The 13,690-nt window shown below is 42.9% G+C and carries 13 protein-coding genes; 10 read left to right on the forward strand and 3 right to left on the reverse strand.

The window, feature by feature from the left end; genetic code table 11:
- The first annotated feature begins 33 nt into the window (after window positions 1-33).
- From RE474_RS07345 to RE474_RS07390, 10 genes are all read left to right on the forward strand, one after another.
- Window positions 34-843, forward strand: a complete 810-nt coding sequence (locus tag RE474_RS07345) for a mechanosensitive ion channel family protein (protein WP_309309737.1) — start codon at window positions 34-36, stop codon at window positions 841-843.
- Window positions 844-928: 85 nt separating this feature from the next.
- Window positions 929-1,846, forward strand: coding sequence for an ABC transporter ATP-binding protein (locus tag RE474_RS07350; protein WP_309309738.1), 918 nt, complete (start codon window positions 929-931; stop codon window positions 1,844-1,846).
- 101 nt (window positions 1,847-1,947) lie between these two features.
- Window positions 1,948-2,451: a MarR family winged helix-turn-helix transcriptional regulator gene (locus tag RE474_RS07355; RefSeq protein WP_309309739.1), complete on the forward strand. Its 504-nt coding sequence runs from the start codon at window positions 1,948-1,950 to the stop codon at window positions 2,449-2,451.
- Window positions 2,444-3,898, forward strand: a complete 1,455-nt coding sequence (locus RE474_RS07360) for an MATE family efflux transporter (protein ID WP_309309740.1) — start codon at window positions 2,444-2,446, stop codon at window positions 3,896-3,898. Before RE474_RS07355 ends, RE474_RS07360 begins: the two co-directional genes overlap by 8 nt.
- Window positions 3,899-4,113: 215 nt before the next feature.
- Window positions 4,114-5,313, forward strand: a complete 1,200-nt coding sequence (locus RE474_RS07365; RefSeq protein ID WP_309309741.1) for an adenosylcobinamide amidohydrolase — start codon at window positions 4,114-4,116, stop codon at window positions 5,311-5,313.
- An 11-nt stretch (window positions 5,314-5,324) separates the two neighbouring features.
- The gene (locus RE474_RS07370) at window positions 5,325-6,308 is read left to right on the forward strand and encodes an apurinic/apyrimidinic endonuclease family protein (protein ID WP_309309742.1); all 984 of its coding nucleotides are present in this window, start codon (window positions 5,325-5,327) and stop codon (window positions 6,306-6,308) included.
- A gap of 134 nt (window positions 6,309-6,442) precedes the next feature.
- On the forward strand, window positions 6,443-6,997 hold the full coding sequence (locus RE474_RS07375; protein ID WP_309309743.1) for an ArsR family transcriptional regulator: 555 nt from the start codon (window positions 6,443-6,445) through the stop codon (window positions 6,995-6,997).
- Between the two features lie 121 nt (window positions 6,998-7,118).
- Entirely contained in the window at window positions 7,119-8,261 is a 1,143-nt protein-coding gene (locus RE474_RS07380; RefSeq protein WP_309309744.1) for a helix-hairpin-helix domain-containing protein, read from the forward strand.
- Window positions 8,258-9,103, forward strand: a complete 846-nt coding sequence (locus tag RE474_RS07385) for a DUF4130 domain-containing protein (RefSeq protein WP_309309745.1) — start codon at window positions 8,258-8,260, stop codon at window positions 9,101-9,103. Before RE474_RS07380 ends, RE474_RS07385 begins: the two co-directional genes overlap by 4 nt.
- 5 nt (window positions 9,104-9,108) lie before the next feature.
- The gene (locus RE474_RS07390; protein WP_309309746.1) at window positions 9,109-11,223 is read left to right on the forward strand and encodes a helix-hairpin-helix domain-containing protein; all 2,115 of its coding nucleotides are present in this window, start codon (window positions 9,109-9,111) and stop codon (window positions 11,221-11,223) included.
- A 55-nt stretch (window positions 11,224-11,278) separates the two neighbouring features.
- Here RE474_RS07390 and hisB read toward each other — a convergent pair whose 3' ends face one another.
- From hisB to hisG, 3 genes are read right to left on the reverse strand one after another with little or no spacing between them, the layout of a single operon-like run.
- Window positions 11,279-11,854, reverse strand: a complete 576-nt coding sequence (gene hisB / locus RE474_RS07395; protein ID WP_309309747.1) for an imidazoleglycerol-phosphate dehydratase HisB — start codon at window positions 11,852-11,854, stop codon at window positions 11,279-11,281.
- Window positions 11,855-11,893: 39 nt separating this feature from the next.
- Entirely contained in the window at window positions 11,894-12,634 is a 741-nt protein-coding gene (gene hisA, locus RE474_RS07400) for a 1-(5-phosphoribosyl)-5-[(5-phosphoribosylamino)methylideneamino]imidazole-4-carboxamide isomerase (RefSeq protein WP_309309748.1), read from the reverse strand.
- A 10-nt stretch (window positions 12,635-12,644) separates the two neighbouring features.
- Window positions 12,645-13,499, reverse strand: coding sequence for an ATP phosphoribosyltransferase (gene hisG / locus RE474_RS07405; protein ID WP_309309749.1), 855 nt, complete (start codon window positions 13,497-13,499; stop codon window positions 12,645-12,647).
- Window positions 13,500-13,690: the final 191 nt, after the last annotated feature.

Genomic DNA, 13,690 nt, shown 5'->3' on the forward strand with positions numbered 1-13,690 from the left:
AACAAGTCTTAATTATTTAATGGAGTTTTATAGATGGCAGATATTTTATCTCAGGCGATTCCTTACACAGATATCACTGTGGCAAATATTTTATTTGCTTTAGTGGTTCTTGTTGCCGGAATTATTATTGCGGGAATACTTTCCGGTATGTTCCGCAACGGATTGAAAAAGACAAAACTTCCTGCGTTGGTTATTGAATTCCTTGTGCGTTTCCTGCGTGCTCTATTATATGTGGGCGTGCTTCTGGCAGTTGTCAGTGCACTTGGAGTTGACATAAGTTCAGTTGTAGTCGGACTTTCTGCAGTGATAGGTCTGGTCCTCGGATTCGGTTTGCAGGATTCTCTGAACAACCTGGCTGCAGGTGTGTGGATAGCATCCCTCAGGCCACTTGACAAAGGAGAATTTGTAACCGTCAATGGAATGTCAGGTAATGTGCATGCAGTGGGTATCATGGCAACAGAACTTCTCACACCTGATAACCAGTTCATCACAATTCCAAATAAACTTGTGTGGGGCAGTCCGATAATCAATGTGACACGTATGCCAACCAGAAGAGTGGCTGTTGATGTTGGTGTAAGTTACTCTACTGATATTCCAAGAGCTGTTAAGGTCGCACTGGATGTTATCAAAAGGGATTCCCGCGTACTGTCAGATCCGGCACCTGCAGTTATAACCACCGAACTGGCAGATTCCTCTGTGAATCTACAGCTTCGTGCATGGGTTAACACTTCAGACTTCTGGGGCGTAAAGAACGACCTTACAATAGCAATTCATGCAGAATTCGGTGCACAGGATATCGAGATCCCATTCCCGCAGGTGGATGTGCACATGTACAAGATCTAAGGTCTTACTGGCATAGTTGTAATTCAACTATGCTCTTTTTTATTTTATAATTTAATTTATATATAGTAAGGTTCATAGTCTATGTGTGGAACCTGGCATAATTGAAGTAAAAGGACTTCGCAAGGAATATGGCGATTTTGTAGCCGTTGATAATCTTTCATTCTCAGTGGAAAAAGGTCAGATCTTCGGAATTGTGGGGCCAAACGGTGCAGGTAAGACCACTACTCTGAAAATGCTCAGCAGTCTGATCAGGCCAACAGCCGGTTCTATCCACATGAAAGGTCTGGATATAGCCACCAATGCTGTTGAAATAAAGTCATTCCTCGGTTTTCTTCCAGAAGAATCTCCTCTTTATGAGGGCATGGAAGTGGATGATTATCTGATGTACTTTGCTGAGTTATATTGTGTTCCTAAAGACCAGGCAAAGAAAAGGATACGTGAGCTTCTTTTTGATCTTGCGCTCAATCCTGACGGCAAGAAGATAGGTGATCTTTCTAAAGGTATGAAGCGTAAAGTCGCTATTGCACGCTCACTGATTAATGATCCTGATGTTCTTATTTATGATGAACCTGCCTCGGGTCTTGATCCAATGACCTCCAGGTATATTACTGATTATGTTCGTTCTCTGAAGCAATCCGGCAAGACTATCATCTTCACTGCCCATAACCTGTATCAGGTGGAAAGTCTCTGTGACAGGATACTGATCTTAAAAGGCGGAAGGCTTGTAACACTTGGCACAGCCGAGGAGATCAGGAAAGAGTATGGTAAGATCCAGTATCGGCTTGAGTTTAAGGTTGACGACATTACGGACTACAATATCTCTGAAGTGATCAAAGAAGTTGATGAAAGCTATGTTGTTATCACAAACGACATTGATGTAGTTAACCAGACTACAAAATGGGTTGCTTCCAAAGGCGGGGACATTGTTGAAATGCGTACTATAGTCCCGTCACTGGAAGAGATTTTCCTCGAGCTTATGGGCGTTGAACTTTTTGTTGATTGATCTTTCTTCCTTTTTTCATATAGCATACGCTTTTATAGGGTAGTTGCATATGCAACAATTGCATGTGCAATAATTGCAATTACAACATTATGGTGACCTTAATGAATCCTGATCCTAAATCCGCTGTTCTTGATGACAATTCCTGCAAATGTATAGGGAAAAACGAATGCATCGGCCGTGACATCTCGCACCTTTTCAGGTCTATCAATATCTATCTTTCAAATGAACTGGATGCATACGGTCTGGGAAGCGGTCAGTTCCCGTTTTTCATGCGCTTGCTTCACCATGACGGTGTCAGTCAGGAATCTCTTGCAAATATGTTGAGATACGACAGGGCAACGATCACCCGTTCGCTGAACAAGCTTGAGGATCAGGGTTATGTGATCCGGAAACGCGACCCCAAAGACAAGCGTGCCTATTGTGTCTATCTTACAGGGGAAGGTCAGAAAATGGCTCCTATACTGATGGAAATAGGTGCTAATCTCAATGATGTACTGCTTCGGGGTTTCAACGATGAGGAAAAGGCTATGTTCATCTCACTTGTGGAAAAGGCGGCAATGAACATTGCTTCGGAAAACGAAATGAGGAAGGCTTCAAATGACTGATAATAATTTTGACGATAATTCTGAGCCAAAAGCAGGGCTTGGAAAAACTACATCCGGCATGAAGGCCATACTGGGCGACCCTAAAAAAGCAATGTTCAAACTGGCATTGCCAATGATGCTTGGAATGTCTGTTCAGACACTTTACAACCTGGTGGATACATTCTGGGTTTCAGGGCTTGGAGCTAATGCCCTTGCAGCTGTAGGTTTCGTATTCCCGTTCTTCTTTATGATTATTGCATTGTCCACTGGTCTTGGTGTGGGTGCAGGTTCTGCTATATCCCGCAGGCTTGGCTCAAGGGATAAAACAGGGGCTGATAACGTTGCAGTTCATACAATGATACTAATGCTGATACTTTCAGCTCTGTTCACGATACCTCTGTATACTTTTGCTGAACCAATATTCGTTCTTATAGGTGCAGGGGAAACAACTGCAATGGCAAGTGTCTATGGTAAGATCATCTTCGGTGGAAGTATTCTTCTCTTTTTCACTAACGTTGCAAATGCTATACTGCGTAGTGAGGGTGACACCAAAAGAGCTATGAACGCCATGATATTCGGTTCTGTGTTGAATATAGTCCTTGACCCGATATTCATCTATAAGCTGAACTTAGGTGTTTCCGGTGCAGCCTGGGCAACAGTTCTCTCAATGGCAGTTACTGCAGTTATGATGGTGAACTGGCTGTTCTTCAGAAAAGACACATATATCACATTTGATTTCAAAGATTTCCATTTTGAAAAAGGAATTCTCAGGGATATTTTCCGTGTTGGTATACCGGCATCAGTGCAGCAGACATCAATGGCTTTTATGATGCTTATAATGAATGTCATCATAATTGCTGTGAGCAATACTGATGGTGTTGCAGTTTATACTGTAGGGTGGCGTGTTGTTACTATTGCCATCGCTCCGCTAATAGGAATTGCCACGGCAGTTGTAACGCTTGCAGGTTTCTCATATGGTGAAGGTTCCTATGACAAGGTGTCTTTCACACACATATACGCCATGAAAGTAGGTTTTATAGTGGAAACAGTGATAGCTTTCTTCACTTTTGTCCTGGCACCTCAGATCGCATGGGTATTCACTCTGTCAGAAAGTGCATCACATATCACAAATGACCTTACCGTATTCCTGAGGATTATTTGCATATTCTATCCTACTGTCTCTCTTGGTTTGCTTTCTTCCTCTCTCTTCCAGGGTGTTGGTAAGGGAATGAATGCGCTCTTTGCTTCCATACTGCGTGCTCTGATATTCGTTCCACTGTTTGCTGTGATCTTTGCCTTTAACCTGAATCTGGGACTTGTCGGAGTATGGTGGGGAATGGTAACAGGAAATATATTGGGTTCATTGTTCATCTTTGGATGGGCAAGGTTGTATGTTTCAAGGCTTCTGAAGTCTGGATCCGGTAGCAGGACAACTGCTTCGCATGAGAACGAGGAAGTTGGGGCATGAATTTTCATGCTCCATTGTATTTGAAAAGATATTTAAAACACTCAGTGATATATTCATTAATGTCCTGTGCAACCAGATCCTCCGTGTAACCGGATTTAGTCGCAGGGCAGATCATATGTATTCACATATGCTGGTAGCAGCGCTCTCAATCTTGATCTGCTGCGTATCATAGGTTTCATTTATTGTTAATTCTACAATATCCTGGAGAATATTCCATGACTTCCAGAACCACAAACGGGGCAGATATGGATGCCGATCCTTCAAAGGCTGAAAGCGGTACAGAAAGGGAAAGTGTCCTTCTTTTTGAGACCACGGGCAAGGAGAAAGTTTACCGATTCAGCGATTCTATTCTTGTTAGCTTGCCACAAGGACACAAAACACTTACAACCTCCTGGCTAAACGGAGGATATCGTGAAGATGTCAGGGCAGTTTTTAATCACATGATCCCAAAAGGCAAACATGCACCAAAGGAACTGGAAGGTGGTAGTGTTCCTGCTTATCTTCGTATTATTGCGGAAAGACTTGGAGTCGATCCGGATACTTCTTCAGGGCTTCTGACAGCTGCCAACATGGACAACGTTGCTATTGTAACAAAGTCTTTCCGCGGGGTCGAAGTGACTGCTGTCATGACTGCCGGCATTGAAGTAAATGGGGGACGTGTCGGTGACCCCGCATCGTATTATCAGGAGGACGGTTCTCACCAGTTCATCCAGGGTACTATAAATATGATCCTTATCATTGGAGCTGATCTTCCGGAATATGCCATGGCAAGAGCAATTATAACCGCAAGTGAGGCAAAAGCTGCTGCTTTACAGCAACTTATGGCTCCAAGCCGCTATTCGAAAGGAATTGCTACTGGTTCAGGAACTGATATGGTCGCAGTTGTCTGTGATGGGGCAAGTTCTTTAAAATTGACTGATGCGGGGCAGCATTCCAAACTGGGAGAACTTATCGGTAAAGCCGTTATTGAGTGCACTCACAAGGCACTTGAGCTGCAATCTGATCTTACTGTTCTTTCACAGCGGGATATGCTTGTGAGGCTTGAGCGTTTTGAAATATCCGAAGCAGATTACTGGAAGGTTGCCTCAGGACTGAATGGTGCAAACCGAAAAGCAGCTTTCCTGAAAGTTCTAAGAGAGATGTCCAAGAACCCCGTATTGGTAGGGGCAACCGGGACGATATTACATATTGTTGATGAGATCTCATGGGGACTTATTCCTGAAACAGCCGGAAGGAGAGTTGCTGTTTCTCTGATGAAGACTCTTCCAGGAATTCTTGGAATAGATGATTCCGTACCATTTGATGAACTTGCGGATGAAAAAGACTGTATCATAGACAACTGGGTACGCGTTACCGCCTGGATGGCAAAAAACTGCGAATCTAAAGGGTTGTGTTCTCAGGTGCCGCAGGAGTAGGTGGTTGAGTTATGAAAGAGACGGTAAACTTCTCATTGTATGAGCCGGATATGAAACTGTTTGATTCGGACTGGGGAAAGATTCGAAATTTCCTTGTACGACATGATCTTGATGGTCTGGAACTTTTTGTTGACTCTTCTCCTCTACCTGATGATGTACCAAAGGATCTGGTTGTAGGGGTTCATCTGCCTTACTGGATGGGAAGGCACAGGGCATGGGTCGATCCGTCTGTATTCACACAGGATATGGAGGAATTTGAAAGGATATATGTTTTCGGCGGTGGAAGCCGGGGTGAGGTTATCGGGACTTTCAGTAAGGCTCTTGAGAACGCTCATACTCTGGAGGCAGAGTATGCGGTTTTTCATGTATCCTATGCAGAAATGGAACAGGTATATACACGCTGCTTTGATTGTACGGACTACGATGTACTTGAAACAACAGCAGATTTTTTGAATGAAGCTGTTTCTGTTTATCCGAATGGTGAGCCTCCGGTGCGTCTGTTCTTTGAGAATCTCTGGTGGCCGGGACTTACATTCCTTGATCCTATGAATGTTGAATACTTTGCTTCACTACTTGATTTTGATAACTGGGCTTTTGTTCTTGATACGGGTCACCTGATGAATGCCACTATGAAGTGTGAGGATGAGAACTGCTCTATCAATGTGGTACTTGATGTGCTTTCCAGGCATCCGGAAGACTTCATTAAAAGAATTGAAGGCATGCATTTCCATTGCAGCCTGTCAGGAGAGTTCATGCGAAACTCGATGGACCTGGAAATTCCGGAAGGTTTTGGAGATTTGTCTTTTCATGAGCGTCTGATGTCCGTAATGGGAATACTGGACCAGATGGATCAACATATGCCTTTTTCAAGCGAAAATTGTTCACAGATAGTTGATATGGTGTCACCTGATTACTTGACGCATGAGTTTGTTGCAACTGACTTGCGCTCTCTGGATGAGAAACTGTATATACAGAGAGGAGCATTACGCAAATAAGTTATATTTTTTATTACGTTTCTTTTTATTATTGATATTTTTAGTTTAGTCTTTTTATTTTTTCAAAATATGGACTGTTTTATGAGCTGTTTTTGTAGAAAACTATATATGGCACTCACGAATTACTTCTAATTATGAGCACTATCGATAACAATGACTCCGAGAATCCAGAGCACACTGACCGTCTGAAACTGTTTAGCGCTCTTGGAAGTGAAACCCGGCTCAGGATGCTTCAAAGGCTGACTGAGGGTGAAATGCACATATCAGAACTTGCAAGGGAACTCAGTATCTCTGTGCCGGTTGCTGCAAAACACGCAAACATACTGGAGGACGCTGAGCTTATACAGCGTAAGGTTTATGGAAAGACCCATGTCCTGCAGCTTAACAATAAGAATATTTTCCATGCACTTGACATCTTCGCACCTTCCAGAACAGTTGAAGTTAAAAAAGGTGCCACATTGCTGGAAGCACTTAAGAAGGCAGCAGTTGTCGAAGTGAAAGATGTTCACGGACAGGATAATATTGTTTCCACCAATGGCGAGGAAGGTTTCTTTGTCTATGAAGTGGATGGTGTTTTCTCCGATAAGAATGTCAATGAATTCGTATTTGACAAGAATTCCACTGTTATGTGGAAGAAACTGGAACCTATCAGCATTTTGAAAGTTAAAGTAAATGTTCAGGATGAATAGTCATCCATGAAGAACGTTAGATCGTTCTTCTCTCTCGTCTTTTTTCTCATTTTCTTGTTTCTAGAATACTTTCACTCCGCTTACAGGTTGCTTATATTCATAGCTGTCATATCTTTCACTGATGACCCGCAGAAGTCCTGCTAATGAGCACCATATGACGCTTATGGAAAGGATGAGAGTATTATCCGAAGGCACGAAGTATGATAGTTGCAACCAGAGCGCTGTCTGTCATGCTTTCGGACCCGATGGTCGCTGCATACAGCTCTACAAAACGCTGATGACTAATACCTGCTCCGGTGAGTGCACGTATTGTCCGAACAGGTGCGGCAGGGATTCTGTGAAGGCATCGTTAAGTCCGGAAGAGATCACAAAGATCACGTGGTCATTCTATCGCAGAAATGCAATTGAAGGTTTGTTCCTGTCATCCGGGGTAATGGGTGATGCTGAAAGGACCGCTGAGAAGCAACTGGAGGTAGCAAGGCTTCTGAGAGGACAGGGATTTACAGGCTATATACACATTCGTGTGATGCCAGGAACACCTAAGTATTTGCTGGAGGAGATAGCTGAATGTGCAAATAAGTTCGGAGTAAATGCAGAGACCACAAGTACGATAAATTACTCGGAGATCTGCCCTAATTTTGATTACAAGAACGATGTGCTTCAGCGGTTGCAATGGACCCGTGATCTCATTAACAAAAAAAGAAAAGAAGAAGGTTTTAGAGGACGCATTATCGGTGCCAACGACACTCAATTCGTGGTGGGTGCAGTTCAGGAGTCAGACAGGGAAATTATCGGGACCGTTGAGAACTTTATGAACAGGTATGAGTTAAGAAGACCATATTTCATGAGCTTTGATCCGGTTCCCTTCACTCCTCTTGAAAATAATGATCCTTCTCCAATGTGGAGAGAGATAAGGCTATACCAGACATCTTATCTGCTGAAGGATTATGGCATGACTGCATATGACCTGGATTCTGTTCTTGATGACAATGGTTTCCTTCTTGATATGGATCCAAAGATGCTTCTTGCATCCTGTAACCCTGATACGTTCCCTATAAATGTGAATACTGCAAGCAGGGAAGACCTGCTCAAAGTGCCGGGAATCGGGCCGGTGGGTGCAAACAGGATCATTCAGTCAAGGCCAATAAGTTCTGAAAAGGAACTTTCACGTATGGGTGTGGTTATGAGCCGCGCAAGGCCTTTTATTGAGCTCAATGGAAAAAGACAGACGAACCTTTTCTCTTTTACAGGTGTGGGAGCATGATAGTAGCATTCAGGGAAAATGTGGAAGGTGTTCTGCTTGCATGTGCAGAACTTATGGAAAATAAAGATTGTGAACTCATCAGTGCGAAGGACAGGGAATCACTGAAACAGAAAATGGAGTTTGCAGGTATAACTGATGTAAAAATGCTGGGATTCAGGGCTACAGTTGATACTTCAAAGTTGGTACGCCACATTTTCGGCTCACAAAGACCAAGGATGTTCCAGCGTGATCCTGATGTTGAAGGTTACATATCGCTGGTTCTGAGGCATCATAGTTCAAGTCCAATTGAGCTGGTTCAGTTTCTGGATTCATGTGAAGGAAATGCCGAATTGCTATATTCCGGCAAGACAAGAACCGGAAAGAAATATTATAATTACATGCGGGACGTGAGCCGTTCATATCATCGTCTGTGCATGTTTGCACGACCATATTCTGTAAATGGTGTGCTTTCTGTAAAAGTGGATTCTCCTCATCATATAGGGGATATGTTCTGTCGCTGGCTTGCCAGAAAGAATCCTGATCTTCCGGTTTCAGTTATACAGGAAGATGTTGCATGGATAGGAAATGGGAGCCATGTGGGATTAGAACATTATATCTGTGTTCCTTCTTCTCTTGCCGGAAGTCTGGAATTCTCATCAGCAACAGATGAGATAGATGACCTGTGGGATATGTATTATGATTCACAGGCAATCCCCAAGAGGAGAAACAAGGCTCATGCAAAACAATTACAACCAAAAGCATCAGCTTCAATGAGCAAAATGTCTGAAAGGGACAGGTATAAAGTTGAAAGGGGAATCGCAAATTGTACTCTTGACAATTTTGCATCCGGGTCGGAGGTATGATTCTAATGCTGGCAGAAGTAAGGACATTACAGGACATTCCCGGTATAGGGGATAAGATGTCAAAACGTTTCGTGGAACATTTTGGTAGCGAGGTTCAGGCACTCGATGCGATACTGGCTGGAGATATTGCCAGCATTTCGGAAGTTGAAGGAATAGGACAACGTTATGCCATATCATTGATACAGGATGTCGCATCCAGGGTAGAAGGTGTAACAGTAGATGATTTTCTTAGGACAAGGGAGGCAATGGATGTCTATGAGAAATTGCTTGACCTTGTACGTGAATTTGCTCATACACGTTATTCCAGGGAAAAGTTACATGTGTTCTTCCCTTACCCTTCCGCAAAATCAGAAAAGATCATGCAGGTGAGGGACTCTGTTTCATATTATATGCATACAGCCAGCCTGCTGGAAGGCGATGATAACGTTGCAGATCTTCTGTCAACTGTCTCCCAGCTTAACTTCAGGCACCAATGTCCCAAAATACGGGATCGTGTGATCATCACATCAGACCAGGAATGTTATGAGTCTGCAAGAAAGCGTTTTTCAGGTATAGTTGACGTTCATTTTGCAAAGTCTCTTTCAGAGTTAATAGATATTTCCAGAGGTTTTTCCCAGGTGATCGCAGTAGGTGATAAATTCCTCGCGTTTGATTTTCCCGAGGATATAGAACCTGAATTTGTATCTGATCTCGATGACTTGGATGATTATAAGATCATACCGGAAAAAGAGATATTCCTTTTTTCCCGTAATCTCAGGTCCCTCGAGTCCTCTGTTAATTTAGCGAGGTTGCTGCGGTCAAAAGGAGTGAGTTTTTTTGAGAAAATGGATGATGATGCTATTGAAATGTTGTCATCAACTCTTGCTCTCATAGATGAGGATGGTGACATTGTTCATGGAATGGATGCTGAACTTGACAGGATATCCGATGCAATTTCCAGTCTCAACTCAGTTGTTACTGAAACAGTCAGCTCTGTAAATAAGGAACTGAACTCATCCCTTGAGAATAGTCAGATGACATTGAGTGGTCAGGATATGCTCAAGGTCATGAACGGTTCCATGGAACTGAAAGAGATACTGGGCAAGAAGCTGCATAAGAATTATAGTTCAGTTGTAAAGAATGCTGTTGAAAGGATATGCAATGAACTTCACCTGGAGAAAAAAGAACGATTACTTGTGGATTCTCTTTTCCCGGAGGAAATAATGCATCCAATAGAGGCTGATGTTGAAAGCCTTAATAACCTCAGACAGCACCTTGACAAAAAGGCACAGAAAAGGAAGTTCAACCATAAACGCGAAGTTTCCCGTGTATTGTCTGCTTACAGGGAACTTTCCAGGGAAATGGTAAAGTCAGTCCTTGATTTCGATGTAGGTTTTGCTATTGGACTCTTTTCAAGAACATACGGTCTTTCAATGCCCGCTATAATAGATGGTGCAGGTATCGGGTTTAAGGGTGGAAGGAATCTTTTCCTTCTTTCAAGGCATGGAGATGTAATTCCGGTGGATTATTCTATAGGTGGAAATTCCTTTGCACCGGTAAATGATGATAGCCGTGTTGTACTTTTAAGCGGAGTAAATTCAGGAGGAAAGACCTCCCTGCTGGAATTGCTTGCACAAAGCATAATTCTTTCACATATGGGTTTCCCGGTTCCTGCAGAAAAGATGGAAATCTCTCTTACAGAGTCTATGTACTACTTTGCCAAATCAAAAGGTACACTGGATGCAGGTGCTTTTGAAACAACACTTACTGAGTTCTCAGTGGTGGCAGATGAATCTGCTAAGTTTGTTCTGGCTGATGAACTTGAGTCGATCACCGAACCCGGTGCATCAGCAAAAATAATGGCTGGGATACTTGAGGTTCTAATGGAAAATGACAGTACAATGTCGATATTCGTATCACATCTGTCCGAGCAGATAATGGAAAATACCGTATGCAACATCCGGGTTGATGGAATTGAAGCCAGTGGTCTGGATTCAGAATTGAATCTTGTAGTTGACAGGACTCCACGGTATAATTATGTTGCAAAAAGCACTCCTGAATTGATAGTAGAGAGACTTTCAAAGAAAACCGGTGGTAAAGAACAGGAGTTTTACGAAAAATTGAGGACTAAATTCCAATAATATGGAATTATGGAATTGTAAAATCAATTATTTTTATTAAAATCTAAGTAATGGATCAAAGCACTCCTTTGGTGCTTTTGATCTCGTTTCCTTCTACAATCACTGCTCTTCTGAGAGCATAAGCGAAGGCTTTGAAGAGTGCTTCTATTTTGTGGTGATCGTTGTCACCATAAACATGAGCATGCATATTCATTTTTGCATTCTGGGCAACAGCTTCGAAGAAGTGGTCTACCATCTGGGTGCTGAACTCACCAACTTTAGGAGCTTTGAACTCTGCATCTACTACAAGATAGCTGCGTCCTCCAAGGTCCAGTGCAACGGTTGCAAGTGCTTCATCCATAGGAATGCGTGCTTCTCCAAATCTTGCAATACCTGCCTTGTTTCCAAGTGCCTCCGCCAGCACCTGCCCAAGAACTATGCCTGTATCTTCAATCAGGTGATGGTCATCTACAATGAGGTCTCCGGTAGCTTTTACCGTGAGGTCGAAGTTCCCATGTTTTGTGAAAGCAGTCAGCATATGGTCAAAAAACCCTACTTCTGTACTTATATCTGCAACACCTTTTCCGTCAAGGTTAAGCTCAATGAAGATGTCAGTTTCGCTGGTTTTGCGTGAAATCTCTGCTTTTCTCATGGGTGCACCTGTTGAATTTGCTCTCTATAGTTAGCTGCTTTATAAATCTTCACTGATAATATTTATCGCTTCTGGAAGTGTGAATTTACCAGTGTATAATGCACTTCCGACAACAACTGCTTTTGCTCCGGTATTTTTCAGTGCAATGAGATCTTCCAGTTTGGTTACGCCACCAGATGCAATCACCGGGATGTTAACTGATCTGACCAGTTCTTCGGTAGGAGCAGTGTTGACTCCCTGAAGTAGTCCTTCAGTATCTATATTAGTAAATAGGATACTTCCTGCGCCAAGCTCCTCAAATTTGATTCCCATTTCTACGGCTGTGAATTCGGATTCTTTTTTCCAGCCTTCAATAGATACTTTACCATTCTTGGAATCCAGAGCCACGTTTATGTGTTCACTTCCAAACTCATCAGCAAGCTCTTTTACAAGCTGTGGGTTGTTGATGGCAGCAGTACTGAGTATTACTCTGTCAACACCGATGTTCAGAAGTTCGGCAGCATTTTCAAAAGAACGGATTCCGCCGCCGACCTGGATCTTCATTCCAAGAGGCTTGCATTCCTTGACTATGTTCTCTATAATTGGTGCATTCCTGCGTTTCCCATCAATGGCACCGTCAAGGTCTATGAGATGCAGGGTCTTTGCACCCTGGGATACCCAGTCTTTTGCCACAGCAACCGGGTCGTCAATGGAAACCATTTCGCTTCCGGGAACACCCTGTACCAGTTGTACGCATTTGCCGTTTCTCATATCAACGGCAGGTATCACTTCGAATGACATATATCCTCAGTTAGGGCATCATTCTTTCAATTGGTACTACTAGGATATCTTTTGCACCTGCTTTTTTGAGCTCGCCAACGGTTGCAAAAATACCAGACGCATCGACAACGGCATGTACAGCAAGTATGGAATCATCAGATTCTACTTTCATTACTGTAGGACCTGCCATTCCGGGAAGTACTTTCTTAACTGTTTCAAGCTCGCTTTCCGGAACGTTCATCATAAGATAACGTTTGCCCTTTGCCCTGAGCACACTTTCAACAGCTGTCTGGATCTGTTCGATCTTCTCATTGTCAGCTTTTGTCTTTTTGTTTGCTATGAGGTAAACTGATGAAGTGAATACCTTTTCTATCATTTTGAGATGATTGGTTACAAGAGTTGTCCCTGAGCTTGAAATGTCCACTATTGCATCGGCAATTCCTACGTGTGGTGTCATTTCACATGCACCGCTGACCTTTATGACCTCTATATCAACACCAAGGTTCTTGAAGTATTTTGCAGTGATGTTTGGGAATTCAGTTGCAACACGCATTCCCTGAAGCTCGGCGGCAGAACTGATTGTAGATTCTTCAGGCACTGCAAGTACCAGATTTGCACCACCGAATTTAAGATCAAGCATGACCTCTACATCGGATTCGGTCTCATCAATGAGGTCAAGACCTGTGATACCTACATCTGCGGCACCGTCCTGCACATATTCCGGGATATCTGCGGCTCTTGCAAAAAGATATGTGATCTCAGGGTCTGTTGTTTTAGCAAAAAGTTTCCTTGTTCCCCCTTCAAGTACAGGCAGGCCTGCCTCTTTAAGGAGGTTTACGGTAGGGTCATGTAAGCGCCCTTTGTTAGGTATTGCAATACGTATCATGGGGATCCTTCTGTGAAATTATAATCAGTATCAATTGAACGTTCTTTCAAAGACTTTTATAGCATATAGAGTTCACGCTGAGCTTAGATTTACCATAATTAATTTACTTCGTGCAATGTTATTACCGCTGGTTATTTTTTGGATGGTAAATATTATATATGGATTAGGTTCTTGATATAGCGAAGAATAGA

This window comes from Methanolobus sediminis (genome assembly GCF_031312595.1).
Classification (GTDB): Archaea; Halobacteriota; Methanosarcinia; order Methanosarcinales; family Methanosarcinaceae; genus Methanolobus; species Methanolobus sediminis.

What these genes read in the sequence shown, in the direction of transcription:
- RE474_RS07345 (WP_309309737.1), top strand. Translation starts at nt 34, where the DNA reads ATGGCAGATATTTTATCTCAGGCGATTCCTTACACAGATATCACTGTG.
- RE474_RS07355 (WP_309309739.1), top strand. Translation starts at nt 1,948, where the DNA reads ATGAATCCTGATCCTAAATCCGCTGTTCTTGATGACAATTCCTGCAAA.
- RE474_RS07360 (WP_309309740.1), top strand. Translation starts at nt 2,444, where the DNA reads ATGACTGATAATAATTTTGACGATAATTCTGAGCCAAAAGCAGGGCTT.
- RE474_RS07365 (WP_309309741.1), top strand. Translation starts at nt 4,114, where the DNA reads ATGACTTCCAGAACCACAAACGGGGCAGATATGGATGCCGATCCTTCA.
- RE474_RS07370 (WP_309309742.1), top strand. Translation starts at nt 5,325, where the DNA reads ATGAAAGAGACGGTAAACTTCTCATTGTATGAGCCGGATATGAAACTG.
- RE474_RS07375 (WP_309309743.1), top strand. Translation starts at nt 6,443, where the DNA reads ATGAGCACTATCGATAACAATGACTCCGAGAATCCAGAGCACACTGAC.
- RE474_RS07380 (WP_309309744.1), top strand. Translation starts at nt 7,119, where the DNA reads ATGACCCGCAGAAGTCCTGCTAATGAGCACCATATGACGCTTATGGAA.
- RE474_RS07385 (WP_309309745.1), top strand. Translation starts at nt 8,258, where the DNA reads ATGATAGTAGCATTCAGGGAAAATGTGGAAGGTGTTCTGCTTGCATGT.
- RE474_RS07390 (WP_309309746.1), top strand. Translation starts at nt 9,109, where the DNA reads ATGCTGGCAGAAGTAAGGACATTACAGGACATTCCCGGTATAGGGGAT.
- hisB (WP_309309747.1), bottom strand. Translation starts at nt 11,854, where the DNA reads ATGAGAAAAGCAGAGATTTCACGCAAAACCAGCGAAACTGACATCTTC.
- hisA (WP_309309748.1), bottom strand. Translation starts at nt 12,634, where the DNA reads ATGTCATTCGAAGTGATACCTGCCGTTGATATGAGAAACGGCAAATGC.
- hisG (WP_309309749.1), bottom strand. Translation starts at nt 13,499, where the DNA reads ATGATACGTATTGCAATACCTAACAAAGGGCGCTTACATGACCCTACC.